The following is a 24,010-nucleotide window of genomic DNA, read 5'->3' on the forward strand; positions in this document are numbered from 1 at the left end:
ACGTCACAGCGGGTCCGCCGGCGCCGGTGACCCCGGGCAACCCGAAGGAATGAATGCGGAGCGAACCGCGTCTGCCGCCGGGATCGAGCCCGCAGACTGCGACATGCGGATGCACATCCGTGCTCTCCGGCCGTCGGCGTGACGGCGCGACGGCGCAACGGCGCATCGCCTGTGCGGCGCCGACCGGCCTCAGGAGAGCCCGGGGTGACGGAGGGGGGAAGAGTGGCGCAGCGGCGCGCTCCGTTGGGTGACCGAGCCCGTTACTGGTTCGACAGCACCCTTGCCCGCGGTGCCTCGGCGATCGTCGGCTGGATGGCGCTGCTGTGCCTGGCCGTCGTCGTCCCGGCCAGCGCGGTGGTGGTGTGGACCGACCCCGACGCGCCGCAGTCGCTGCCGGACCGGCTGGCAGCGGTGTGGCACCTCACCGGCGAGACCCTGCGACTGGGCGGCGCGACGGGTACGCCGCTGCGCGTGACGATGTCGGTGCTGCTCGCCCTGGTCGCCCTGCTGTACGTCTCGACGCTCGTCGGCCTGATCACGACGGCGCTCACGGAGCGGCTCACCGCGTTGCGGCGGGGCCGATCCACCGTGCTGGAACACGGGCACGTCGTGGTCCTGGGGTGGTCCGAGCAGGTTTTCACGGTGGTGAGCGAGCTGGTGGCCGCCAACGCCAACCAGCGGCGCGCGGCGGTGGCCGTGCTGGCGGACCGGGACAAGACGGCCATGGAGGAGGCCCTGAGGACCAAGGTGGGCCCCGTCGGCCGTACGCGGCTGATCTGCCGCAGCGGCCCCACCACCGACCCGGCGGTGCTCACCCTGACCAGTCCGGCGACGGCCGGTGTCGTGCTGGTCCTGCCCCGCGACGAGCCCGACGCCGATGCCGAGGTGGTCAAGACGCTGCTGGCGCTTCGGGCGGCCCTGCCCGGGGAAGAAGCCCGGCCGCCCGTCGTCGCCGCCGTCCGGGACGACCGCTACCGGCTGGCCGCCACGCTCGCCGCCGGACCGGGCGGCGTCGTCCTGGAGGCCGACACCGTCACGGCCCGGCTGATCGTCCAGGCCGCCCGCCGCCCCGGGCTCTCCCTCGTCCACCAGGAGCTTCTCGACTTCGCCGGCGACGAGTTCTACCTCGTCTCCGAACCGGCCCTGGCCGGCCGCCCGTTCGGCGACGCGCTGCTGTCCTACCCGACGTCGAGCGTCGTCGGGATCGTACGCGGCGACACCCCTGTGCTGAACCCGCCGGCGCAGACGCCGCTCGCCGAGGAGGACCTGCTCATCGTCATCTCCCGGGACGACGACACGGTCTGGCCGGCCGACTGCGCGGAGTCGGTCGAGAAAGCGGCGATGGCCTCCGGCCCCGCGACGCCCGCACGGCCGGAGCGGGTCCTCCTGCTGGGCTGGAACCGTCGAGCGCCGCTCATGGTCGACCAGCTGCGCCGCCGCGCCCTGCCCGGATCAGCCGTCGACGTTGTCGCGGACGGCGGTGAAGCGACGGTCCGGCAGGTGAGCGAGACCGACGCGCACCACGGCGCCGATCTGACCCTGACCCTGCACCCTGGTGACGTCACCCGTCCCGAGACCCTGCGCGATCTGGACGTGCACTCCTACGACAGCGTGATCGTGCTCGGCCAGGACCCGTCCCCCGGGCAGCCACCGGAGGACCCCGACAACCGCACGCTCGTCACGCTCCTGCTGCTGCGCCGGCTGGAGGAAGCCACGGGGCGCGAAATCCCCGTCGTCACCGAACTGATCGACGACCGCAACCGGGCGCTGGCCCCCATCGGACCCGGAGCCGACGTGATCATCAGCGGCAAGCTCATCGGCCTGCTCATGGCGCAGATCTCCCAGAACCGGCACCTTGCAGCCGTGTTCGAGGAGCTGTTCTCCGCCGACGGCACCGGCATCCGCCTGCGGCCGGCCGGTGACTACGTGCTGCCCGGGTGTGAGACGACCTTCGCCACCGTCGTGGCCGCGGCACGTCAGCGCGGCGAATGCGCCATCGGTTACCGAAGCCGCGACGAGGCGTCGACGAGCCCGGGCCACGGGGTGCGGATCAACCCGCCCAAGGCCGAACGGCGCCGCTGGACGGCCGGGGACGAGGTGATCGTCGTCGGCAAGGACTGAGACAGCCGAAGGTGAACCGGCCTCGGTGCCGCCGCCCGGCCAAAGCGAACCAAGTGCCCCTGATCCGGGTGAAGAAACAAGAAGATTCGACTGTGTGTTCGCCTTCGGGCAGGGCACCAGAGGGAGCGGAGGTTGATGACTATGGTTCCCCTGCTTCTCGTCCTGCTGCTGGCCCTGGTCCTGTTCGGTGCGGGCTTCGCACTGAAGGCCCTGTGGTGGATCGCGGTGATCGTGCTGGTCCTGTGGCTGCTCGGCTTCGTGCTGCGTACCGCGGACAGTGGTGGCCGCAAGGGCCGCTGGTATCGCTGGTAGACGGCAGACCGCCACCTGTGGCGAACAAAACGTCAGGAATGGGGTAAACGAAAGTGACCCGGATCTCTCCTAGGAAAGGCGTTCCTGTTCCATGGCCGATACACAAGATGTCGTAGAACTCATTCTTCAGGACCACCGGCGCATGGAAGACCTCTTCCGTCAGATGCGGAGCGTGGAAGCCGACCGGGCGGGTGCGCTGCGGGAATTCGCGGATCTGCTGATCGCGCACGCGCAGGCCGAGGAGGCCAAGGTCTACCCGGCGCTCAAGCGGTACAAGAACATCGACGACGAAGAGGTCGAGCACGGCGAGCACGAGCACGACGAGGGCAACGAGGCCCTTCTGGAGCTCCTCGAGGTCGAGGAGGTCGGCTCCGAGGAGTGGGACTCGAAGCTCGAGGAGCTGGTGGAGGCCGTCACCCACCACGCCGACGAGGAGGAGCGCACCATCCTCAACGGCGCGCGGGAGAACGTGGCGATGGAGCGCCGGGAGGAGCTGGGCCGGGCGTTCGCGCAGGAGCGTGAGCGTCAGCTGAAGGCCGGCTGCGGTTCCGTGGAGAACGTACGCAAGATCGTCGAGTCCTGACCCGACCCTGCCGGCCCTGCCGGCCATCACCCCCGGGTGATGGCCGGCAGGGCCGGTTGCTGTCGCCGTGCGGTCGAAGCCGGCCCTGTCCATCGTGTCGTGCGGCCCGAGCGCGCAGCTCTTCCAGGTGAGGTGCTGCCGGTGCGACAGAACGGTAGGGACGGCCCGCGGGCTGATCACTCCGGCTGGCAGCCGGTCGGTGGTGGGCCGGCCCCAGCGGAGGGGCGGGGGAATGCCGTTTCCGTGGCGGGGGCAACAACCTGAATCTCTGCCCCAAGCTGGGACAATGCTCGGGCGGACCTTGTGCAGGTCGCTGCAGGGGGGTTGTCCAGACATTCTCTCGCGCCTAGGGTCCCTTCCGAGTGCAAGCGCTTTCCAAGCGCGTGTCCGCCGGCCGTCCGAGGAGCGTCGCATGTCCTTGTCCCCCACCCGCCGCCGCGTGGCCGTCGTCGGCACCGGAGCCATCGTCGGCGGCAGCCATCTGCCCGCGCTGCGGGCCCACTGCGACCGGGTGGAACTGGTGGCCGCCGTCGACGTGGACCAGGAGCGGCTCGACGCCTTCCGTGAGCTGGCGGGTGAGCAGGTCGCCGGGTACACCTCGATGGACGCGATGCTGGACGCCGTACGCCCCGACCTGGTCCTCATCGGGACGCCGCCCTCCCTGCACCGGGACCAGACGGTGGCCGCGCTGAAGGCGGGCGCCTGGGTGCTGTGCGAGAAGCCGCTGACCCTGTCGCTCGCCGAGTACGACGAGATCGCCGCCGCCGAGGAGGCCTCCGGCGCGTACGCGGCGGTCGTCTTCCAGCACCGCTACGGATCCGGCGCCGTGCACGCCCGCGAGCTGATCACCAGCGGCGAGCTGGGAGCCCCACTGGTCGCGCACTGCCAGACCACCTGGCACCGGGACGCGGCGTACTACGCGGTGCCGTGGCGCGGAAAGTGGGCCAGCGAGGGCGGCGGGCCGACCATGGGCCACGGCATCCACCAGTACGACCTGATGCTGCACCTGCTCGGTGAGTGGGAGGAGATCCGCGCGATGGCCGCGCGCCTGGTCCACGACACCGAGAGCGAGGACGTCTCCACCGCCCTGGTGCGGTTCAGGAGCGGCGCCCTCGCCACGGTCGTCAACAGCGTGCTCTCCCCGGACGAGGTGAGCCGCATCCGCATCGACTGCGCGGACGCCACGGTCGAGCTCACCCACCTGTACGGCCACAGCAACGACAGCTGGGCCTACACCCCGGCCCCGCACGTCGCCTCCGAGCGCACCACCGCCTGGCGCACCCCGGCAGGCGACGTGCCCAGCTCGCACACCGCCCAGCTGGGCGCCCTCCTCGACGCCTACGACACCGGCACCCGGCCCCCGGGCAGCGGCCGGGACGCCCGCGCCACCCTCGAGTTCGCCGCCGCCCTGTACAAGGCGGCGTTCACCGGCCGCTCGGTGCACGCGGGGGAGATCGTCCCCGGAGACCCCTTCTACGAGGCGATGCACGGCGAGTACCCCGACTGGGCCCCCAAGGAGCGCGCATGACCATCCGCGTCACCCACACGCACGGCGAGGACATCGCCGTCACTGCGGCGAACGGCACGGAGATCCTCCGCTACGTCTACCGCCCCGACCCGGATCCCTTCGAGTCCCGCAAGCCCTACGCCCACCCGGTGCGTACGCTCTCCGGCCGCACGGTCACCGGCTACCGCCCGAACGACCACCGCTGGCACAAGGGCCTGCAGATGACCGCGAGCCATCTGTCCGGCCAGAACTTCTGGGGCGGCAACTGCTACGTCCACGGCCAGGGTTACCTCCCCCTGCCCGAGCGCGTCGGCTCGATGCGGCACGACGGCTTCGCGGACGTCACGGTCGAGGACGACCGGCTCGCCCTCACCGAACACCTCACCTGGATCGAGAACGGCGGCGAGGAGTGGGCGCGCGAGGTGCGTGGACTGACCGTCCACTCGGTGGACGAGGAGGCCGGTTCCTGGGCCCTGGACTGGTCGATCCGCCTCACCAACACCCGTTCCGAACCGCTGGCCTTCGGCTCCCCGACCACCGCGGGCCGTGAGATGGCCGGCTACACCGGACTCCAGTGGCGCGGCCCGCGCGACTTCACCGGCGGCACGGTCTTCGCCCCGGACACCGACGCCGACGCCGGTAAGCTGATGGGCACCCAGGGCCCCTGGCTCGCCTTCACCACCGAGCACGACGACGTCGACGGCCACTCCACCCTGGTCTTCGCGCACGCCCCCGAGAACCTCGACGGCACGTCACCGGTCCACGAGTCGCACTGGTTCGTCCGCTCCGAGCCCTTCCCGACGGTCGCGTTCTCCTGGGCGTTCTACGAGGAGTTCGAGCTGCCGCCGGGCGAGTCCTTCGCGTACCGCTACCGGCTGGTGATCGCCGACGGCGCCTGGGACCGCGACCGGGTGGGCACGTACCTGGAGGGTCTGCCGTGGTGAGCGATGCGAAGCCCGGCCTGCCGCACCCGCTGCCCGGCGCGATCGGCCTGTCCCACCTCAGCGCCTACGACTGGGAGGCCGCCGACGGCGTCTGCGGCGGCAGCCCGCACCTGCACCTGGTGTGCACGGAGGCGTACGTCGTCACCGGCGGCCGGGGCGCGGTGCAGACGCTGAGTCCGGACGGCTACCGGGACATCCCCCTCGAGGCCGGATCCCTCGCCTGGTTCACGCCGGGCACCGTGCACCGCATGGTGCAGGGCGGCGATCTTCGCATCACCGTGCTGATGCAGAACAGCGGTCTGCCCGAGGCGGGGGACGCCGTGTTCACCTTCCCGCCCGAGGTGCTCGCCGACCCCGACCGGTACGCCGCCGCCGCGGCCCTGCCGCCCGGCACCGGACCGGAGACGGCGGCGGCCGCCCGGCGCCGCAGGGACCTCGCGGTCGAGGGCTACCTCGTCCTGCGCGAGGCACTCGTCGCCGGCGACAACGGCCCGTACCTGGAGTTCCAGCGCGCAGCCGCCCGGATCGTGCGCGACAAGGTGCCCACCTGGCGGGCCCTGTGGCGGGAGGGCGCCCTGGCCACCGCCAAGCGCACCGGCGCCCAGCTCGACGCCCTGGCCGCCGGCGAACCCGCCTACCTGGGCGAGGCCACCGCCCACGAGGCCGCGCCCACCCGGCTCGGCGGCTTCGGCATGTGCGGCCGGCGCGACGAGTACACGCTGCCCGGCACCACGCTGCCGTACCAGGGGGAGTAGCAGCCGGGGGGACCTGAGGGGGGCTCAAGCGAAACTCCGTGGAGAGGAGCGACTTCGGCATGCCCGGACACAGGACGAAGGGGTTCTGCGCGTCGGCCGCCGCACTGGCACTGTGTGCCCTGCTGGCGGGCTGCGGAGGATCCGGGGAGTCCGCCGGCGGCGGCAGGGTCGTGCTGCGCTACACGTGGTGGGGCAACCCCGACCGCGCGGAACGCACCGAGCAGGCCGTCGCGCTGTTCGAGAAACAGCACCCGGACGTCGACGTGACCACGTCGTTCTCCGGCTACGACGCCTACAAGCAGAAGCTCGCCACCCAGGCCGCCGGCGGTGACGCCCCGGACGTGATGCAGCTGGACTACCGCCAGATCGACCAGTACGCCTCCGGCGGGGTCCTGCTCGACCTGGCGCGACAGAAGTCCGTCCTGCGCACCTCCGAGATCGACCCGGGCCTGCTCGCCACCGGCCGCGTGGACGACGTCCAGTACGCGATCCCGCAGGGCCGCGGCACCGAGACCGTCGCCTACGACGTCGCGACCTGGAAGAAGTCGGGCGTTCCCCTCCCCGGCGAGAGCTGGACCTGGAGCCAGTGGGCCGACACCATGCGCGCTCTCGCCAAGAAGACCGGCAAGCCCGGGGCGACCGACCCCGGCCAGAGCGAGGACGCCTTCGAGGTCTGGCTGCGCGGCCAGGGCAAGGCCCTCTACACCGAGGACGGGGAACTGGGCTTCACCGCCGGCGACCTCACCCGCTGGTGGACCTTCACCGACACGCTGCGACGGGAGGGTGCCGTCTCGCCCGCCGAGCAGACCACGCAGCTCGACGGCTCCGTCGAGAACACGCCGCTGGGACGCGGCAAGTCCGTCACCGACGCCAACTGGGACGCCCCGGCCAGCGGCTTCCTCGCCCTGGTGCCGACCGGCGTCGCCCTCGCGCCCATGCCGTCCGGCGAGGACGGCACACCCGGCCAGTACTTCAAACCGTCGATGTTCCTCGGCGTCTCCGCCAACACCGGCCATCCGAAGGAAGCGGCACAGCTCGTCGACTTCGTGATCAACGACCGGGAGGCCGCGAAGATCCTCGGCGCGAGCCGGGGCATCCCCGTCAACGAGACGATCCGTGACGAGATCGGCCCGCAGCTCAAGGACTTCGACAGGACCATCGCCGCCTTCCAGGCGTCCCTGGAGGGCAAGCTCGAGGACCCGCCCCAGGCGCCGCCCTCGGGCGACAACGCCCTGCAGAGCACCTTCCAGCGCGACTACGACCAGGTGTCCTACGCGCGCATGTCGCCCCGCGAAGCGGCCGAGAACTACGTCACCGAGGCGAAGGCGGAGCTGAGGTCATGACCACCACCGCGATTCCCGCGGAGGCGGAGCGCGCCGCCGCCGCCCCGAAGCGCCGCCCCAAGCGTGAACGCGAGGGCGCCGCCTGGGTGTTCCTCTCTCCCTGGGTGCTCGGCGCGATCGTCCTGACGCTGCTGCCGATGGCCGTGTCGCTGTACCTGTCGTTCACCGACTACGACCTGTTCAACCCGCCGAAGTGGGTGGGGCTGCGCAACTACGTGCAGATGTTCACCGAGGATCCGCGCTACTGGCGCTCGGTCGTGACCACCGTGACCTATGTCGTCGTCGCCGTGCCCCTCCAGCTGGCGCTCGCCCTGGTCGTCGCGCTGGCCCTGAAGGGCATGAAGCGCGGCAAGGGCTTCTACCGCTCGGCGTTCTACGCCCCGTCCCTGCTCGGCGCGTCGATGTCCATCGCACTCGTCTGGCGGGCGATCTTCAACGACGGCGGCACCGTGGACCACCTGCTCGGCACCGGCGGCTGGGTCAACAAGCCCGGCTGGGCGCTGCTCGCCGTGGCGCTGCTGACGGTGTGGCAGTTCGGGGCGCCGATGGTCATCTTCCTCGCCGGGCTCCAGCAGATCCCGGCCGAGCTGTACGAGGCGGCGGCGTGCGACGGGGCCTCCAAGTGGCGGCAGTTCCTGTCGGTCACCGTGCCGATGCTCTCCCCGGTGCTGTTCTTCAACCTGGTCCTGCAGACCATCCAGGCCTTCCAGGTGTTCACCCCCGCCTTCGCGGTCAGCGCGGGCAAGGGCGGACCGGCCGACTCGACCCTCGTCTACACCATGTACCTCTACGACCGCGGCTTCGTCGCCTCCCACATGGGCTACGCCTCCGCCATGGCCTGGGTGCTGCTCCTCGTGATCGGCGTCGTCACGGCGGTGCTGTTCCGCACCTCGCGCTCCTGGGTCTTCTACGCCTCCGAGGGGGACCGGTGACCTCCACGACCGTTGTCCGCAAGCCCGTTCGCCGGGGCCGCATCGCCCTGCACGCGGGCGCTCTGGCCGCTCTGCTGGTCATGCTGTACCCCCTGGCCTGGCTGCTGGCCACCTCGCTCAAGCCCGCCGACGAGGTCATCGCCAGCCTCGATCTGCTGCCCACTCACCTGGAGTGGTCGAACTACACGACCGCTCTCGACGGGGTCAACGACGTGTCGATCTGGCGGCTGCTCGGCAACTCGCTGCTGATCGCGGGCGGCGCGGTAGCCGGCAACGTCATCAGCTGCTCTCTCGCCGCCTACGCCTTCGCGCGGCTGCGATTCCGCTTCCGCGGGCCGCTGTTCGCCTTCATGATCGCCACCATCATGCTGCCGCACCACGCGGTGCTGATCCCGCAGTACATCATCTTCAACCAGCTCGGCCTGGTGAACACCTACTGGCCGCTGATCCTGCCGAAGTTCCTCGCCACCGAGGCGTTCTTCGTCTTCCTCATCGTGCAGTTCATGCGCGGTCTGCCGCGCGAGCTGGAGGAGGCGGCGCGGATCGACGGCTGCGGGCCCTTCCGCAGCTTCTTCCAGGTCGTGCTGCCGCTCACCCGGCCGGCCCTGATCACCACCGCCATCTTCACCTTCATCTGGACCTGGAACGACTTCTTCACCCAGCTCATCTACCTCTTCGACCCGGACAAGTTCACCCTCACCCTGGCGCTGCGCTCGTTCGTGGACGCCTCCAGCACCTCCGCGTTCGGCCCGATGTTCGCCCTGTCGGTGATCGCACTGCTGCCGATCGTGCTGTTCTTCCTCGCCTTCCAGCGGTTCCTGGTGGAGGGCATGGCCAGCTCCGGACTCAAGGGGTGAACGCGATGGGCACTCGTGAGGCGGGTGAGGTGTTCGGCCCGCGCATGACCCTGTTCGCCGACGTGCTGAGCGTCGGCCTCGCCACGGCGGCGGCCTGCCTGCCCCTGGTCACGGTTCCGGCCGCGTTGTCGACGGCGTGCGCCGTCCTGCGCGGCGCGGGACGGGACCAGCCCGTCACGGCGGGGCGCTACTTCGCCCTGCTGCGGCGGCGGTTGCGCGCCGGCGACCTGGTGGCGGGAACCGTCGCCCTGGCGGGTCTGCTGCTGTTCGCCGCCGACGTGGCGCTGGCCGGGGCCGGGCTGCCGGGGGCGCCGCTGTTCGCGGTGGCCGCCGCGGTGATCGGCGCGTGCGCGGCGGTGGTCGGACTGCGGGCCTGCGGACGCCCGGAGTCGCTCACCGACTGGCGCGCTGCCGTGCGCGGGGCGGGCCGGGACGCCGTGGCGGACGTGGGCGGCAGCGGCCTGGTCCTGCTCGCCGTGGCGACCGCCGCGCTGTGCGCGTGGATGCTGCTGCCGCTGGCCTTCCTCGCCCCCGGGCCGCTGGCCCTGGCGCTCACCGCCGTCGACGTACGCCGGTCCGCCGCGGCCCTTCTTCACTAGCCGGTTGAGCCGCGTACGACCCCTCTGGCTCAGCCGCGCACAAGCCCCCGGGCTCAGCCGCGCACGCTGCCGGCTCAGCCGCGTACGAGCCCGCCGATGCTGATCCGCGGCTATGAACGGGCCGCCGTCAGGAGGGCCTGGGTCTTCGCCGACGGGGTGGCCGCTGCCGCCGCCAGGGCCGCGGCGGCACTCGCGATGCCGAGGACCGCGCCCGCCGCCACGTCGCCCGGGTAGTGCACGCCCGTGTGGACGCGGGAGTAGCCGACGGCGCTCGCCAGCGCCCCGAGCGGGACCGCCGCGGGGGGCAGGACCACGCCTACGGCGGTGGCGAACGCGACCGCCGACGCCGTGTGCCCGGACGGGAACGACGCCGAGGTCGGCATCTTGACGTGCCGGTCCACCGTCACCCGGGCCGCCTCCCGGTCCGGCCGCGCCCGGCGCACCAGACGCTTGCCGAGCAGGTTGGCGGAGGCCGAGGCCACGGCGATCGCCCCGACGCCGACGACAGCGGCCTTGCGCGGCCGCTTCCCACCCAGGGCCAGGGCGGCGGCGATGGCGAACGAGATCTTGGAGTGATCGGCTGCGTGGGACAGGTGGCGCAGCGTCCGGTCCAGGGTCGGTGTGGGGGTGGCGGCCACCGCCGCGTACAAGGCGCCGTCCACGGCCCTGAGATCGCCGAACACGGCGCCCAGGAGCCGGCCGCGTCCGCCCGCGGGACCCCGGGTGTTCTGCAGCGGACGGAGGGCGTCCGCGTCTGTCGTCCTCGGATCGGTCATGTGCTTCTCCCCGCAGTGGCCTTCCCCAGCAAGGTACCGGCTCGCGCCCGGCGCACGCTCGGCGCCCCTGCGAGCCGGTACCTCCCGGGTGCCCGGACGGCGGACCACCACCCCGGTGAGCCGCGACACTGAGCTCATGTCACCTCCGACCCGACGGGTCCCGCACGCACTGGAGCGTTTCCACGCCGTCCGCCCGTGGGACCACAACGCCCACTTCCACCGCTGGATCCTGCGGCAGTTCCCCGAGCGGGTGGGCAGCGCCCTGGACGTGGGATGCGGCACCGGCGACCTGGCCCGGCTGCTGGCCGGCCGGGTGCAGCGCGTGCACGCGATCGACGCCGACCCGGAGATCACGGCCCGGGCGCGGGAGCTGACCCCGGCGGCAGCCCCGGTGACGTACACGGCGTCCGACGCCCTGATCGGCCTCGGCGACCAGCCGTACGACGTCATCACCTGCGTCGCCGTCGTACACCATCTGCCGTTCACCGAGGCTCTCGAGGCCTTCCGCGACCCTCTCACCCCCGGCGGCCTGGTGATCATCGGCGTGGTCCGGGAGCGGACGTCCGTCGACCACCTGCTCGGCATCGCGTCGATCCCGCTCAACATCGTCATGGCGCTGCTGAAGAACCGGGGCCGCCCAGCGCCTCGCCCGGTCTCGATGACCGCCCGCACCGTCCGGCGGACCTGGCCTTCTCCGAGATCGTGCGCGAGGCCCGGGCCGTGCTGCCCGGCGCCCGCCTGCGCCGCCGCCTGTTCTGGCGCTGCACGCTGGTGTGGCGCCACCGCTGACCCACGGGCATCTCAGCCGGCGGCCCGGAACGTGCGCAGCCGCAGCGAGTTGCCGACCACGAAGACCGACGAGAAGGCCATGGCCGCTCCGGCGATCATCGGGGTGAGCAGGCCGGAGGCGGCCAGCGGGAGGGCCGCCACGTTGTAGGCGAAAGCCCAGAACAGGTTGGAGCGGATGGTGCCGAGCGTGCGGCGGGCGAGCCGGATGGCGTCCGCCGCGGCCCGCAGGTCGCCCCGGACGAGGGTCAGGTCGCCGGCCTCGATGGCGGCGTCCGTGCCGGTGCCCATGGCCAGACCCAGATCGGCCTGGGCGAGGGCCGCGGCGTCGTTGACACCGTCCCCTACCATCGCCACCGACCGGCCCTCGGCCTGCAGCCGCTCGACCACGTCGACCTTGTCCTGCGGGAGCACCTCGGCGATGACCTCCTCGATGCCCACCTCGCGGGCGACGGACCGGGCCACCGCCTCGTTGTCACCGGTCAGCAGGATCGGCGTGAGGCCGAGCGCCCGCAGCCGGCCGACCGCTTCCGCACTCGTGTCCTTCACCGCGTCGGCCACCTCCAGCACCGCACGTGCCTCGCCGTCCCACGCGACCGAGACGGCCGTGCGCCCGGCCTCCTCGGCCGCCGCCCGGGACCTGGCCAGGCTGTCCGGCAGTTCCATCGCCCAGTCGGCCAGCAACCGCTCCCGGCCGACGAGCACCGCGTGGCCCTCGACGACGCCCTGCACGCCGAGTCCGGGCACGTTGGCGAAGTCCTCCGGCGTGGGCAGCGCGCCCAGCTTCTCCAGCGCCCCGTCGGCCACGGCCCGGGCGATCGGGTGCTCGGAGGAGTGCTCCAGCGCACCGGCCAGCCGCAGCACTTCGGCCTCGTCCGTGCCCTCGGCGGTGTGCACGGCCAGCAGTGTCATACGGCCGGTCGTGACCGTGCCGGTCTTGTCGAGGACGACGGTGTCGACCCGGCGCGTGGATTCCAGGACCTCCGGGCCCTTGATGAGGATGCCGAGCTGGGCGCCCCGCCCGGTGCCGACCATCAGCGCGGTCGGCGTCGCCAGCCCCAGGGCGCACGGGCAGGCGATGACGAGGACGGCGACCGCCGCGGTGAAGGCGGCCGTCAGCCCGACGCCGTTGCCCAGCCAGAAGCCCAGCGTGCCCAGTGCGAGGGCGATCACGACCGGCACGAACACGGCGGAGATCCGGTCCGCGAGCCGCTGCGCGGCGGCCTTGCCGTTCTGCGCGTCCTCCACCAGCCGGGCCATCCGGGCCAGCTGCGTGTCGGCACCCACCCGCGTGGCACGCACGACGATCCGCCCGCCGACGTTGATCGTGGCGCCCGTGACCGGGTCGCCAGAGCCGACCTCCACGGGCACGGACTCGCCGGTGAGCATCGAGGCGTCCACGGCCGAGGAACCCTCGACGACCGTCCCGTCCGTGGCGATCTTCTCGCCGGGCCGGACCAGGAAGCGGTCGCCGACCTTCAACTCCGCGACGGGGACGGTCTCTTCACGGCCACCGTCCCGCAGCACCGTGACGTTTTTCGCGCCCAGCTCCAGCAGCGCCCGCAGCGCCGCGCCCGCCTTGCGCTTGGCGCGCGCCTCGAAGTACCGCCCCGCCAGGATGAAGGCGGTCACGCCGGCGGCGGCCTCCAGGTAGATGTTCCCGGCGCCGTCCGTGCGCTCGATGGTCAGCTCGAAGGGGTGCGTCATGCCCGGCGTGCCCGCGGTGCCGAAGAACAGCGCCCACAGCGACCACAGGAACGCGGCCGAGGTGCCCACCGAGATCAGCGTGTCCATGGTGGCCGCGCCATGCCGGGCGTTGGTGAACGCCGCCTTGTGGAAGGGCCACGCCGCGTACACCACGACGGGCGCGGCCAGCGTGAGCGACAGCCACTGCCAGTACTCGAACTGCAACGCCGGGACCATGGCCATGGCCACGACGGGAACCGACAGCACCACGGCCGTGACCAACCGCTCGCGCAGCGGCCGCAGTTCATCGGCCTCCTCGGCCGAACCGGTCCGCTCGGCGGGGGGCGCCGGTTCCCGCGCGGTGTACCCGGTCGCCTCGACGGTGGCGATGAGATCGCCGACGGAGACGTGGCCGGAGTAGCTGACCTTGGCCTTCTCGGTCGCGTAGTTGACGGTGGCGGTGACCCCGTCCATGCGGTTGAGCTTCTTCTCGATGCGCGCCGCGCAGGAGGCGCAGGTCATACCGCCGATGGCGAGTTCCACCTCGGCATCGGTGCCGGTCGTCGTACCGGTGCTCATGGCTCAGACCCTCCCGGTCAGCTCGTAGCCGGCCTCGTCGACGACCTCCGCGATGGCGGCGTCGTCGGGCTCGGCGGCACTGGTGACGGTGACGTGGCCGCTGCCGAGGTCGACCTCGACACCGCTGACGCCGTCCAGCTCGCCGATGACCTTGGTCAGCGTGGCCTTGCAGTGGCCGCAGGACATTCCGGAGACGGCGTAGGTGGTGGCGGGCATCGGGTGCCTCCTCTGGGCGGTCGAACAGCTGGGGAGATACGGGGCGGGGGTATCCCTCGCCGACTTCCTGTATACCCCTCAGGGGTATACGATGCAAGCGCGAGAACAACTTGACTTGATACCCCCCTGGGGTATCGTGAACTGCATGGAGGCCCCGCATCCGAGCGGGGGACCGGGATCTGAAGGAGCCGACGGCCATGAACACCGGACTGAGGATCACCACCTTCGCCGCCGCCCTGGCAGCGACCTTCGGCGCGGCCTACGGCGTCGGACAGGGCATCGACCCCGTCGTGGCCGACAGCCCCCCGAAGCACGAGGGCGACCACACCCGCCCCGCACCGGAAGCGGAGCGCGGCGGCGGCCACGGCGGACACGACACGCCCCCGGCCGGCGGACTGCAGATCTCCGAGGGCGGCTACACGCTCGACCTCCGGACCCCGCGCGTGACCGCGGGCGAACAGGCCGACCTGCGCTTCACCGTCCGGGGCGCCGACGGCCGCGCACTCACCGCCTACCAGCGCGAGCACGACAAGGAACTCCACCTCATCGTGGCCTCACGCGACCTGGTCACCTACCGCCATCTGCACCCCACCCGCGCCGCCGACGGCACCTGGAGCACCCCCGTGGAACTGCCCCGCGCGGGCGGCTACCGCGTCTTCGCCGACTTCACCCCGGCCAAGCAGGACGCCGAGAACCTCACCCTCGGCGCGGACCTCGCCGCCTCGGGCCCGTACGAGGCCCGGCAACTGCCGCCGGTGAGCACCACGGCCCGGGTCAACGGCTACGACGTGCGGCTGACCGGCGCCCTGAGCCCGGGCAAGGCGAGGGAACTGAAGCTGAAGGTCTCCCGCGACGGCAAGCCCGTCACCGACCTCCAGCCCTACCTCGGCGCGTACGGCCACCTGGTCGCCCTGCGCTCCGGCGACCTCGCCTACCTGCACGTCCACCCGAACGGCGAACCCGGTGACGGTACGACCAGGCCCGGCCCGGACATCTCGTTCACGGCCACGGCACCCAGCGCCGGCTCCTACCGCCTGTTCCTCGACTTCCAGCATGACGGAAAGGTCCACACGGCGGCGTTCACCGTCCGCGCCGGGGGAGCGGCGGCCGGGTCCGACACCCCCGCGGGGCATGAGGACGAGGGCCACGGGCACTGAGCGTCAGCCGAGCGCCCGGTCCAGGTTGAACGCCGCGCTGATCAGCGCCAGGTGCGTGAACGCCTGCGGGAAGTTGCCCTGCTGCTCCCCGGTGTGGCTGACCTCCTCGGCGTACAGGCCGAGATGGTTGGCGTACGTCAGCATCTTCTCGAAGGCCAGGCGCGCTTCGTCGATCCGGCCGGCGTGCACCATCGCCTCGACGTACCAGAACGAGCAGATGGAGAACGTGCCCTCGTCGCCGCGCAGCCCGTCCGGGCTCGACCGGGGGTCGTAGCGGTAGACCAGGGAATCGGACACCAGCTCCTCGGTGAGCACGTCCAGCGTGGACAGCCACTTCGGATCGGTGGGGGCGATGAACTTCGTCAGCGGCATCATCAGCACGGCCGCGTCCAGCACGTCACCGTCCTCGTGCTGGACGAACGCCCGGCGCTCCTCGCACCAGCCCCGGCTCATGATCCGCCGGTAGATCGTGTCGCGGCACTCCCGCCAGCGCGGCAGGTCGGCCGGCAGACCGCGCCGGTTGGCCATCCGGATGGCCCGCTCGATCGCCACCCAGCACATCAGCCGCGAGTAGAGGAAGTTCTTGCGCCCGCCCCGCGTCTCCCAGATCCCCTCGTCGGGCTGGTCCCAGTGCGCGCACACCCAGTCCACCAGTGCGCACACGTCGTCCCAGTGGCCGCTGGAGATGGGCTTGGCCCACTTGTCGTAGAGGTAGATCGAGTCGATCAGCGCGCCGTAGATGTCGAGCTGGAGCTGGTCGGCCGCCGCGTTGCCGACCCGTACCGGCGCGGACCCGTGATGGCCCTCCAGGTGGTCGAGGGTGCGCTCGGGCAGCTCGGTGCGCCCGTCGATGCCGTACATGATCTGAAGCGGGCCGGAGCTCTTGCCGTCGCCCGGGCTGATGTGCCGGGTCACGAAGTCCATGAACGCCTCGGCCTCCCCGGTGAAGCCCAGCCGCAGCAGGGCGTAGACGCAGAAGGCCGCGTCGCGCACCCACACGTACCGGTAGTCCCAGTTGCGTTCGCCGCCGAGTTCCTCGGGCAGGCTCGTCGTCGGCGCGGCCACGATCGCCCCGGTGGGCGCGTACGTGAGCAGCTTCAGCGTCAGCGCCGAGCGGTGCACCATCTCCCGCCAGCGGCCCTTGTACCGGGACGCCGCCAGCCAGCGCCGCCAGTACGCCACCGTCGCCGCGAACTGCTCCTCGGCCTCCGTGCGCGCACACCGGCGGGGCGTCACATCGCCGCCGACCTTGTCCAGCGCGAACACCGCGGACTCGCCCTCGGAGAGTTTGAAGTCGCCGCGCACGTCCGGCCCGTCGGCCTCCAGCGGCACGGTCGCGGTCAGGGCGAGCGCCAGCCCCTCCGCCTCGAACACCGCGGTATCACCGGTCAGCCGGACGGTGTGCGGCAGGCAGCCGTAGTCGAACCGGGGCGCCACCCGTGTACGGAAGGGGATCGAGCCCCGTACGCACACCACCCGCCGGATCAGCCGGTGCCGCTCGGCCTCGGCCGGCTCGCCGTCGACCGGCATGAAGTCCTGCACCTCGCCGACCCCGTCCTCGGTGAAGAACCGGGTGATCAGGACGTTGGTGTCGGGGAAGTAGAACTGCTTGGTCCGCGCCGGCACGGTCGCCGCCAGTTCGAAGCAGCCGCCGCGCTCCGCGTCGAGGATCGAGGCGAACACGCTCGGCGCGTCGAAGGCCGGGCAGCAGTACCAGTCGATCGTGCCGTCGGTCCCCACCAGGGCGACACTGCGCAGATCGCCGATCAGCCCGTGCTCCGCGATCGGTACGTACCGCCGGCCGCCCGGCACGCCCCGGTCCGGTGCCGTTCCGCCCATGACAGCCTCCCTGCCCCGGTAGGCGCCTCAGCCCCAGCCTAGAACCGCCGACCGACGGCCGCTGTCAGGCGCCGCCGTCAGACCGCCGCCGTCAGACCGTGACGACCCGCAGGCCGGCCTCCTCGAACCGCCGCACCGTCTCCGCGTCGGCCGCCGTGTCCGTGACCAGCGTGTCCACCGCGTCGGCCGCGCAGATCCGGGCGAACGCCCGCTGCCCGAGTTTGCTGGAGTCGGCGGCCACCACCACCCGCTCCGCCCGCTCGCACAGCAGCCGGTTGATCGCGGCCTCCGCCTCGTCGTGCGCCGCGGCGCCGTGCGCCACGTCGAAGGCCACGACACCGAGTACCGCCACATCGACGGTGATCTGCCCGAGCACCCCGTCCGCGAGCGGCCCGACCAGCTCGTACGACTGAGCCCGCGCCACCCCGCCGGTCAGCACGATCCTGAACTGGGGTCGCACCACCAGTTCACCGGCGATGTTCAGCGCGTTCGTCACCACGGTCAGAGCGGGCGACCCGGACGCCAGATCCCCGCGCACGGCCAAGGCCCGCGCCACCTCCGTCGTGGTCGTTCCCCCGGTCAGGCCGACCGCCTCACCCGGCGCCACCAGATCCGCCACCGCCCTGGCGATGCGCTGCTTCTCGGAGGCGTGGCGGGCCGTCTTGTAGCGCAGCGGCAGCTCGTACGACACACCGTGCACGACCGCGCCACCCCGGGTGCGCACCAGCATCTGCTGCTCGGCGAGCCCGTCGAAGTCACGGCGGATCGTCGCCGCCGACACCCCGAGCTCCGCCGCCGCGTCCTCCACGTCCAGCCGGCCGCGCTCCACGAGCAGTTCCAGCAGCGCCTTCCAGCGGGCGTCGCGCGACATCCGCACCTCCACCTCTCGATCTCCGGCGACCCTAGCGCACCCGATCCGGCCACATGCTTGATGATGCTTGAAAGGTCCCTATATCTTGCAGGAACAATCAGAGCGGAGGGTGCGGTATGACGCATGTCGAGGACGAGCTGACCAGCCAGCCCGAGTGCTGGGCCCGCGCCGCGTCGGAGGCGGCCCGGTACGCGAAGGTGCTGCCGGCGCCGGGGGAGCGGGTCGCGATCGTCGGCTGCGGCACCTCGTACTACATGGCGCAGGCGGCCGCGGCCCTGCGCGAGGGCGCGGGCCAGGGCGAGACCGACGCGTTCGCCGCATCCGAGTTCCCCTACGGCCGCCGCTACGACCGGGTCGTCGCCCTCACCCGCTCCGGCAACACGACCGAAGTCCTGACCCTGCTGGATCGGTTGCAGGGCGGCACCCGCACCACCGCGATCACCGCCGACCCGGACACACCCGTGCGGACGGCCGCCGGTGAACTGGCCGTCCTGGACTTCGCGGACGAACGCTCCGTCGTCCAGACCCGGTTCGCGACCACGGCCCTCACCCTGCTCCGCGCCCACCTCGGCCTCCACCCCGGCACCGCCGTCACCGACGCGCGCACCGCCCTGACCGAGCCGCTGCCCGAAGGTCTGGTGAATTGCGGGCAGTTCACCTTCCTGGGGCGCGGCTGGACCGTCGGCCTGGCCGACGAGGCGGGGCTGAAGATGCGCGAGGCCGCTCTGGCCTGGGCGGAGTCCTACCCGGCCATGGAGTACCGGCACGGCCCCATCAGCGTCAGCACGACGGGGACGGCGACCTGGATGCTGGGCGACGCGCCGGACGGACTGGCCGAACAGGTCCGCGGCACCGGCGCGTTGTGGATCGCCGGGCGCCTCGACCCGCTCGCCGAACTGGTCCGCGCCCAGCGCCTCGCGGTAGCCGTCGCCGCGTCCCGCGGGCTGGACCCCGACCACCCGCGCCACCTCACGCGCTCGGTGATCCTCGCGCCCTGACCTGGGGCTGCTCACGGCGACAACAGGCCGCAGCCGATTCCCTGCGACCTCATCCGAACGACAGGCCCCAGGAGATTCCGTGCCCCTGACCACCACCGGTGACCTCGTCACGCGCGCCGCCACGGCCGGCTCGGCCGTCGCCTCCTTCAACGTCATCACGCTGGAACACGTCGAGGCCGTCATCGCGGGCGCCGAGTCCGTGCACGCCCCCGTCGTCCTCCAGGTCAGCGAGAACGCGGTCAAGTTCCGTGGGGGACAGCTCCTCCCGCTCGCCCGCGCGGCCGTCGCCGCGGCCGAACACGCCGCGGTTCCCGTCGCGTTGCACCTCGACCACGTGCAGAGCGACGCCCTGCTGCACCGGGCCGCGGACGCCGGCTTCAGCTCCGTGATGTACGACGCGGCCCGGCTGCCCTACGCCGAGAACCTCGCCGCGACCCGGGCGGCGGTCGACTGGGCGCACGCCCAAGGGCTTTGGATCGAGGCCGAGCTGGGGCAGATCGGCGGCAAGAACGGCAGACCCCCGCTGGACGCGCACGCCCCCGGCGCACGCACCGACCCCGACGAGGCGCGGGCGTTCGTCGCCGACGCGGGCGTGGACGCCCTGGCCGTCGCCATCGGCAGCTCCCACGCCATGACCACCCGTACCGCAGCCCTCGACCACGCCCTGCTCGAACGCCTGTCGGCCGCACTGGACGTCCCGCTCGTCCTGCACGGCTCCTCCGGCGTCCCGGACGACGAACTCACGGCGGCCGTCGCCGGCGGCATCACCAAGGTCAACATCGGCACCGCCCTGAACATCGCGCTGACCGGTGCGATCCGGGACTTCCTCGCCGAGCGGCCCGAGGCGGTCGACCCGCGCAGCTACCTGACCCTCGCACGGGAGGCGATGACACGGGCGGTGGCGAGGACCCTGAGGACCCTCGGCGCCGCTACCGTTTGACGGCCTTCAGCACCACGAACTTCGGGTCGCTCGCGACCAGGCGGCAGTTGCCGAACAGCTTCCGCAGCGTGACGTGGTAGCCCAGGTGCCGGTTGCCGATCACCCACAGCTCCCCGCCCGGCCGCAGCGCGCGCCGGGCCCCGGTGAACATCCTCCGGGCCGTGGTGTCCGTCGTGGCCTGGTGGGAGTGGAACGGCGGGTTGTTGAGGACCAGATCGACACTGCCGGCCGGCACGCCCGCCAGCCCGTCGCCCACCCGGAACTCGGCATGCCCCGGCGTGCCGTTCGCCTTGTACGTCGCCTCCGCCGAGGCCACGGCCTGGAACGACTCGTCCACGAACAGCACCTCGGCGTCCGGGTCGGCCAGCGCCACCGCCGTGCCCACCACGCCGTTGCCGCACCCCAGATCCACCACCCGGCCGCCCCGGGCGTCCGGCAGGTGCCGGAGGAGGAACCGCGTCCCGATGTCGAGCCGGTCGGCGCAGAAGACCCCCGCGTGGTTGACGACGGTGCTTCCCGCGGCCGGGCCGGCGTCGTCCTGCAGCGTGTAGACGTACGGCCACGGATTGCCGGGCCGCTCCAGCGCCGGATCCGGCGTGCAGAAGATCAGCCGGGCCTTCTTCTCGGCGAGCGAGGTGCGGGTCGGGCCGAGGATCCGCTCGAACAGCCGGAGCGTCGAGGTGTGGATCTCCTTCACCATCCCCGTACCGACGACGACCGTCCCCGCGTGCACGGCCGGCGCCAGCCGCAGCAACTGGTCCTCCAGCAGCGCCAGGCTCTTCGGCACCCGCACGAGCAGCACATCGATCCGCCCCGGCGGCGGGTCCTGCGTGGTGAGCAGCCGCACCGCGCCCGGTTCGGCCCCGGCCCGCGCGAGGTTGGCCCGGGTCGCCTCCTGTGCGAGGTAGGAGTCGGTGATCTGCACCGGCCGGTGCGCCGCGAGCGCCGTGACCAGCGCGCCCCAGCGGTCCCCGACGACCACGACCGTGCCGTCCAGTGGCACCCGCTCCGCGTCCAGATGCCTGAGCAGATACTCGTCCGAGGCGTCCCAGGCGCGCAGCCTGTCGCGCGGATCCTCGGGGAAACGGGTCAGCGCCGGCTCGCCCCACGGCGTCGTCATACGGTCGTTCATCGTGCGACCAGGCTAGCCGAGCCGCAGCTCAGGCCGTGTCGGGCACCATGGAAGGCATGGACGCCGAGCTGTTCCCGAGGGCCCGTACGCAGGTGGCGCCCGGCGCCGTGCACGTGCCCGACTGGCTGGACGCGGAAGGCCGGCGGGCGCTGCTCGACGCCTGCCGCGAGTGGGCCCGGCCGCCCGCCGGCCTGCGCACGGTCCGCACCCCGGGCGGCGGCACCATGACCGCCCGGCAGGTCTGCCTCGGCTGGCACTGGTACCCGTACGCCTACGCCCGTACCGTCGTCGACGGGGACGGCGCACCGGTGAAGCCGTTCCCGGAGTGGCTCGGCGAACTGGGCCGCCGGGCGGTCCGCGACACCCTCGGCGGACCCGCGCCGGCCTACGACATCGCGCTGATCAACTTCTACGACGCCGACGCCCGCATGGGCATGCACCGCGACAGCGACGAGAAGTCGGACGCGCCGGTGGTGTCGCTGAGCCTCGGCGACACCTGCGTGTTCCGCTTCGGCAACACCAGGACGCGCACCCGGCCCTACACCGACGTCGAGCTGCGCAGCGGCGACCTGTTCGTCTTCGGCGGCCCGTCCCGCCTGGCCTACCACGGGGTCCCGCGGATCCTCGCGGGCACGGCACCGCCCGGGCTGGGGCTCACGGGCCGGCTCAACATCACGCTCCGGGTCAGCGGCCTCCGGCGCCCGGCGGAAACGAGCCCCGGCGGCTCGGCGGGGCCCGGCGGGCACGCTCGGCCACCATCCCGGCGGATCATGGGAGACTCGCCCTCATGAGCGGGAAGGCGGACCCCCGGCAGGCGGGGGATGGGGGCACCTCGAGGACGCGGCTGGACCGGGGGCGCGGAGCGCTCGGACCCGCGCTGGAGCTCGTACACACCGGACGCGCGCCGACCCGGGCCGTGCTCACCGCCGAGCTCGGGGTGACGCGGGCGACGGCCGGCGCGGTCGCCGCCGAGCTGGAGGCACTCGGGCTGATCCGGGTGGACGCCCGTCCCGGCGCGGCGGCAGGCTCGCAGGGCAGGCCCTCCCACAGGCTGGCCGTCGCCGGTGACGGGCCCGTCGCGCTCGCCGCGCAGGTGCACGCCGACGGGTTCCGGGCGGCGCTGGTCGGGCTGGGCGGCCGGATCGTCGCCACCGCGCCCGGCTGCGAGGTCGTCGACGCCGACCCGGCCAAGGTGCTCGCCTCCGTCGTCACGGCAGGCGCCGAGCTGCTGCGCGAGACCGGACTGAGGTGTGTGGGCGCGGGCCTCGCCGTACCGTCCGCCGTCGCCGAACCCGAGGGGCTGGCGCTGAACCCCCTCCATCTGGCCTGGCCCGCGGGCGCGCCGGTCCGGGACATCTTCGCCGAGCAGGTGCGCGCGGCCGGCCTCGACGGGCCCGCGTTCGCCGCGAACGACGTCAACCTCGCCGCCCTCGCCGAGCACCGGCACGGCGCCGGCCGCGGCGCCCGCGACCTGCTGTGCGTGGCCACCGGCCACCGTGGCGTGGGCGGCGCGCTCGTCCTCGACGGCCGCCTCCACCGCGGCAGTTCGGGCCTCGCGCTGGAGGTGGGGCACCTCACCGTGCACCCCGAGGGCCGCCCCTGTCACTGCGGAAGCCGCGGTTGCCTCGACGTGGAGACCGACCCGCTGGCCTTCCTCACGGAGGCCGGGCGGGAACCGGGCCCCGAGGTGTCCCTGCTCCAGCAGTCCATCGACCTGATCCGCCACCACTACGACGACCCGGGCGTGCGCGCCGCCGCCGAGGCCCTCGTCGACCGCCTCGGTCTCGGCCTCGCCGGCCTGGTCAACATCCTCAACCCGGACCGCATCATCCTCGGCGGCCTGCACCGCACCCTCCTCGACGCCGACCCCGGCCGCCTCCGCGCGGTCGTGGCCGACCGCAGCCTGTGGGGCCAGAGCGGCGGTGTCCCCATCCTGCCCTGCACCCTCGACCACAACAGCCTGGTCGGCGCGGCGGAACTGGCCTGGCAGCCGGTCCTGGACGATCCGCTCGGAGCGCTGACCGCCCGGGGGTGACCGGGGGCCGTGCGTGGTCCGGCGAGACCGACCCCACTGGTATCAGGCTTGTCCGCGCCGCTTCCGGGAAGGCGCGCCGCTGAGCGGGCAGGCTGGGCCGCAGGCAGTCCGCCCGCACCGCACCACCGAGGAAGTTGACGCAATGACCGACAAGCTCACCGTGAGCGTCCTGGGCACCGGCATCATGGGCGCCGCGATGGCCCGCAACCTCGCCCGGGCCGGACACACGGTCCACGCCTGGAACCGCACCCGGGCCAAGGCCGAGCCGCTGGCCGCCGAGGCCGTACGGATCGCCGGCACCCCCGCGCAGGCCGTCCGGGACGCCGACGTCGTCCTGACCATGCTCTACGACGGTCCCGCCGCGCTGGAGACGATGCGCGAGGCCGCCCCCGCCCTGCGCCCCGGAACGGCCTGGGTGCAGTCCACCACCGCGGGCATCGAAGACGTCGCCGAGCTGGCCGCCTTCGCCCGCGAGCACGGCCTGGTCTTCTACGACGCCCCCGTCCTGGGCACCCGCCAGCCCGCCGAGGCCGGGAAGCTGACCGTGCTCGCGGCCGGCCCCGCCGAGGGCCGGGACAGGGTGACGCCTGTCTTCGACGCCGTCGGCGCCCGGACCGTGTGGAGCGGCGAGGACGGGGCGCTGGGCGGTGCCACCCGGCTGAAGCTCGTCGCCAACAGCTGGGTCCTCGCCGTCACGGCCGCCGCCGGTGAGGCCCTCGCCCTGTCCAAGGCCCTCGGCGTCGACCCGCACGGCTTCCTCGACCTCGTCGCCGGGGGGCCGCTCGACATGGGCTATCTGCGCGCCAAGTCCGATCTCGTCCTCCAGGGCAAGCTCACACCGCCCCAGTTCGCGGTGACCACGGCCGCCAAGGACGCCCGGCTGATCGTCCAGGCCGGCGCGGACAACGGCGTACGCCTGGACGTCGCCGAAGCGGCCGCCGCCCGCATGGAGCGCGCCGCCGCCCGGGGCCACGCCGACGAGGACATGGTCGCGGCCTACTTCGCCAGCTTCGACGAGAAGACCGACTCCTAGGAGATTCCC

At 72.7% G+C, this 24,010-nt stretch carries 22 protein-coding genes and 1 pseudogene; 17 read left to right on the top strand and 6 right to left on the bottom strand.

The window, feature by feature from the left end; all coding sequences use genetic code 11:
• Positions 1–222 precede the first annotated feature (222 nt).
• From ACIRDU_RS31420 to ACIRDU_RS31465, 10 genes are all read left to right on the top strand, one after another.
• The gene (locus ACIRDU_RS31420) at positions 223–2,121 is read left to right on the top strand and encodes an NAD-binding lipoprotein (RefSeq protein ID WP_403585761.1); all 1,899 of its coding nucleotides are present in this window, start codon (positions 223–225) and stop codon (positions 2,119–2,121) included.
• Between the two features lie 141 nt (positions 2,122–2,262).
• Positions 2,263–2,433 carry a DUF5670 family protein gene (locus ACIRDU_RS31425; protein WP_184567467.1) on the top strand — a complete coding sequence of 57 codons (171 nt, stop codon included), beginning with the start codon at positions 2,263–2,265 and terminating at the stop codon, positions 2,431–2,433.
• Positions 2,434–2,524: 91 nt separating this feature from the next.
• Positions 2,525–3,016 carry a hemerythrin domain-containing protein gene (locus ACIRDU_RS31430; RefSeq protein WP_403585763.1) on the top strand — a complete coding sequence of 164 codons (492 nt, stop codon included), beginning with the start codon at positions 2,525–2,527 and terminating at the stop codon, positions 3,014–3,016.
• Positions 3,017–3,428: 412 nt separating this feature from the next.
• Complete coding sequence (locus ACIRDU_RS31435; protein WP_403585765.1) at positions 3,429–4,544, top strand: Gfo/Idh/MocA family protein; 1,116 nt, start codon at positions 3,429–3,431, stop codon at positions 4,542–4,544.
• Positions 4,541–5,467 carry a PmoA family protein gene (locus ACIRDU_RS31440; RefSeq protein ID WP_403585767.1) on the top strand — a complete coding sequence of 309 codons (927 nt, stop codon included), beginning with the start codon at positions 4,541–4,543 and terminating at the stop codon, positions 5,465–5,467. The genes ACIRDU_RS31435 and ACIRDU_RS31440 overlap by 4 nt, the downstream gene beginning before the upstream one ends.
• Entirely contained in the window at positions 5,461–6,222 is a 762-nt protein-coding gene (locus tag ACIRDU_RS31445; RefSeq protein ID WP_403585769.1) for a cupin, read from the top strand. Before ACIRDU_RS31440 ends, ACIRDU_RS31445 begins: the two co-directional genes overlap by 7 nt.
• Positions 6,223–6,281: 59 nt before the next feature.
• A complete protein-coding gene (locus tag ACIRDU_RS31450; RefSeq protein WP_403585771.1) occupies positions 6,282–7,565 on the top strand; it encodes an ABC transporter substrate-binding protein in 1,284 nt (427 codons plus the stop codon).
• On the top strand, positions 7,562–8,497 hold the full coding sequence (locus ACIRDU_RS31455; protein ID WP_403585773.1) for a carbohydrate ABC transporter permease: 936 nt from the start codon (positions 7,562–7,564) through the stop codon (positions 8,495–8,497). The genes ACIRDU_RS31450 and ACIRDU_RS31455 overlap by 4 nt, the downstream gene beginning before the upstream one ends.
• Complete coding sequence (locus ACIRDU_RS31460) at positions 8,494–9,354, top strand: carbohydrate ABC transporter permease (RefSeq protein ID WP_403585776.1); 861 nt, start codon at positions 8,494–8,496, stop codon at positions 9,352–9,354. Before ACIRDU_RS31455 ends, ACIRDU_RS31460 begins: the two co-directional genes overlap by 4 nt.
• A 5-nt stretch (positions 9,355–9,359) precedes the next feature.
• The gene (locus tag ACIRDU_RS31465) at positions 9,360–9,953 is read left to right on the top strand and encodes a hypothetical protein (RefSeq protein ID WP_403585778.1); all 594 of its coding nucleotides are present in this window, start codon (positions 9,360–9,362) and stop codon (positions 9,951–9,953) included.
• Between the two features lie 110 nt (positions 9,954–10,063).
• On the opposite strand, the gene ACIRDU_RS31470 is transcribed toward ACIRDU_RS31465, so the two are convergent.
• Positions 10,064–10,729: a phosphatase PAP2 family protein gene (locus ACIRDU_RS31470; protein ID WP_403585781.1), complete on the bottom strand. Its 666-nt coding sequence runs from the start codon at positions 10,727–10,729 to the stop codon at positions 10,064–10,066.
• 136 nt (positions 10,730–10,865) lie between these two features.
• Here ACIRDU_RS31470 and ACIRDU_RS31475 point away from each other — a divergent pair.
• Positions 10,866–11,518: pseudogene (locus tag ACIRDU_RS31475) on the top strand (class I SAM-dependent methyltransferase).
• Positions 11,519–11,530: 12 nt separating this feature from the next.
• On the opposite strand, the gene ACIRDU_RS31480 reads toward ACIRDU_RS31475, so the two are convergent.
• Positions 11,531–13,780, bottom strand: coding sequence for a heavy metal translocating P-type ATPase (locus tag ACIRDU_RS31480; protein WP_403585783.1), 2,250 nt, complete (start codon positions 13,778–13,780; stop codon positions 11,531–11,533).
• 3 nt (positions 13,781–13,783) lie between these two features.
• Positions 13,784–13,996, bottom strand: coding sequence for a heavy-metal-associated domain-containing protein (locus ACIRDU_RS31485; protein WP_403585786.1), 213 nt, complete (start codon positions 13,994–13,996; stop codon positions 13,784–13,786).
• A 197-nt stretch (positions 13,997–14,193) separates the two neighbouring features.
• Here ACIRDU_RS31485 and ACIRDU_RS31490 point away from each other — a divergent pair, with 197 nt between their 5' ends.
• The gene (locus ACIRDU_RS31490) at positions 14,194–15,153 is read left to right on the top strand and encodes a hypothetical protein (protein ID WP_403585789.1); all 960 of its coding nucleotides are present in this window, start codon (positions 14,194–14,196) and stop codon (positions 15,151–15,153) included.
• A gap of 3 nt (positions 15,154–15,156) precedes the next feature.
• Here ACIRDU_RS31490 and ACIRDU_RS31495 read toward each other — a convergent pair whose 3' ends face one another.
• Positions 15,157–16,992 carry a glycoside hydrolase family 15 protein gene (locus tag ACIRDU_RS31495; RefSeq protein WP_403585791.1) on the bottom strand — a complete coding sequence of 612 codons (1,836 nt, stop codon included), beginning with the start codon at positions 16,990–16,992 and terminating at the stop codon, positions 15,157–15,159.
• Positions 16,993–17,083: 91 nt separating this feature from the next.
• Entirely contained in the window at positions 17,084–17,863 is a 780-nt protein-coding gene (locus tag ACIRDU_RS31500) for a DeoR/GlpR family DNA-binding transcription regulator (protein WP_403585794.1), read from the bottom strand.
• Positions 17,864–17,979: 116 nt separating this feature from the next.
• Here ACIRDU_RS31500 and ACIRDU_RS31505 point away from each other — a divergent pair, with 116 nt between their 5' ends.
• Together ACIRDU_RS31505 and ACIRDU_RS31510 are read left to right on the top strand one after the other, a co-directional pair.
• Complete coding sequence (locus ACIRDU_RS31505; RefSeq protein ID WP_403585796.1) at positions 17,980–18,861, top strand: SIS domain-containing protein; 882 nt, start codon at positions 17,980–17,982, stop codon at positions 18,859–18,861.
• A 79-nt stretch (positions 18,862–18,940) separates the two neighbouring features.
• Positions 18,941–19,801, top strand: a complete 861-nt coding sequence (locus tag ACIRDU_RS31510) for a ketose-bisphosphate aldolase (protein ID WP_403585799.1) — start codon at positions 18,941–18,943, stop codon at positions 19,799–19,801.
• Here the strand turns inward: ACIRDU_RS31510 and ACIRDU_RS31515 are convergent.
• Entirely contained in the window at positions 19,791–20,921 is a 1,131-nt protein-coding gene (locus tag ACIRDU_RS31515; protein WP_403585801.1) for a methyltransferase, read from the bottom strand. The two genes, ACIRDU_RS31510 and ACIRDU_RS31515, sit on opposite strands and share 11 nt — an antisense overlap.
• 68 nt (positions 20,922–20,989) lie before the next feature.
• Between ACIRDU_RS31515 and ACIRDU_RS31520 the strand changes: the two genes are divergently transcribed.
• The 3 genes from ACIRDU_RS31520 to ACIRDU_RS31530 all read left to right on the top strand — a co-directional run bounded on the left by ACIRDU_RS31520 (position 20,990) and on the right by ACIRDU_RS31530 (position 24,001).
• The gene (locus ACIRDU_RS31520; RefSeq protein WP_403585803.1) at positions 20,990–21,724 is read left to right on the top strand and encodes an alpha-ketoglutarate-dependent dioxygenase AlkB family protein; all 735 of its coding nucleotides are present in this window, start codon (positions 20,990–20,992) and stop codon (positions 21,722–21,724) included.
• The gene (locus ACIRDU_RS31525) at positions 21,721–22,968 is read left to right on the top strand and encodes an ROK family protein (RefSeq protein WP_403585805.1); all 1,248 of its coding nucleotides are present in this window, start codon (positions 21,721–21,723) and stop codon (positions 22,966–22,968) included. Before ACIRDU_RS31520 ends, ACIRDU_RS31525 begins: the two co-directional genes overlap by 4 nt.
• A gap of 142 nt (positions 22,969–23,110) precedes the next feature.
• Positions 23,111–24,001 (top strand): NAD(P)-dependent oxidoreductase, encoded by an 891-nt coding sequence (locus ACIRDU_RS31530; RefSeq protein ID WP_403585807.1) that lies wholly within the window; start codon positions 23,111–23,113, stop codon positions 23,999–24,001.
• The last annotated feature ends 9 nt before the right edge of the window (positions 24,002–24,010 follow it).

Origin of the sequence: Streptomyces sp. NPDC093598 (genome assembly GCF_044764825.1) — a bacterium.
Classification (GTDB): domain Bacteria; phylum Actinomycetota; class Actinomycetes; order Streptomycetales; family Streptomycetaceae; genus Streptomyces.

Coding starts and splice junctions, on each gene's coding strand:
- ACIRDU_RS31425 (WP_184567467.1), top strand. CDS start 2,263: ATGGTTCCCCTGCTTCTCGTCCTGCTGCTGGCCCTGGTCCTGTTCGGT.
- ACIRDU_RS31430 (WP_403585763.1), top strand. CDS start 2,525: ATGGCCGATACACAAGATGTCGTAGAACTCATTCTTCAGGACCACCGG.
- ACIRDU_RS31435 (WP_403585765.1), top strand. CDS start 3,429: ATGTCCTTGTCCCCCACCCGCCGCCGCGTGGCCGTCGTCGGCACCGGA.
- ACIRDU_RS31440 (WP_403585767.1), top strand. CDS start 4,541: ATGACCATCCGCGTCACCCACACGCACGGCGAGGACATCGCCGTCACT.
- ACIRDU_RS31450 (WP_403585771.1), top strand. CDS start 6,282: ATGCCCGGACACAGGACGAAGGGGTTCTGCGCGTCGGCCGCCGCACTG.
- ACIRDU_RS31455 (WP_403585773.1), top strand. CDS start 7,562: ATGACCACCACCGCGATTCCCGCGGAGGCGGAGCGCGCCGCCGCCGCC.
- ACIRDU_RS31465 (WP_403585778.1), top strand. CDS start 9,360: ATGGGCACTCGTGAGGCGGGTGAGGTGTTCGGCCCGCGCATGACCCTG.
- ACIRDU_RS31470 (WP_403585781.1), bottom strand. CDS start 10,729: ATGACCGATCCGAGGACGACAGACGCGGACGCCCTCCGTCCGCTGCAG.
- ACIRDU_RS31480 (WP_403585783.1), bottom strand. CDS start 13,780: ATGAGCACCGGTACGACGACCGGCACCGATGCCGAGGTGGAACTCGCC.
- ACIRDU_RS31485 (WP_403585786.1), bottom strand. CDS start 13,996: ATGCCCGCCACCACCTACGCCGTCTCCGGAATGTCCTGCGGCCACTGC.
- ACIRDU_RS31490 (WP_403585789.1), top strand. CDS start 14,194: ATGAACACCGGACTGAGGATCACCACCTTCGCCGCCGCCCTGGCAGCG.
- ACIRDU_RS31495 (WP_403585791.1), bottom strand. CDS start 16,992: ATGGGCGGAACGGCACCGGACCGGGGCGTGCCGGGCGGCCGGCGGTAC.
- ACIRDU_RS31500 (WP_403585794.1), bottom strand. CDS start 17,863: ATGTCGCGCGACGCCCGCTGGAAGGCGCTGCTGGAACTGCTCGTGGAG.
- ACIRDU_RS31505 (WP_403585796.1), top strand. CDS start 17,980: ATGACGCATGTCGAGGACGAGCTGACCAGCCAGCCCGAGTGCTGGGCC.
- ACIRDU_RS31515 (WP_403585801.1), bottom strand. CDS start 20,921: ATGACGACGCCGTGGGGCGAGCCGGCGCTGACCCGTTTCCCCGAGGAT.
- ACIRDU_RS31520 (WP_403585803.1), top strand. CDS start 20,990: ATGGACGCCGAGCTGTTCCCGAGGGCCCGTACGCAGGTGGCGCCCGGC.
- ACIRDU_RS31525 (WP_403585805.1), top strand. CDS start 21,721: ATGAGCGGGAAGGCGGACCCCCGGCAGGCGGGGGATGGGGGCACCTCG.
- ACIRDU_RS31530 (WP_403585807.1), top strand. CDS start 23,111: ATGACCGACAAGCTCACCGTGAGCGTCCTGGGCACCGGCATCATGGGC.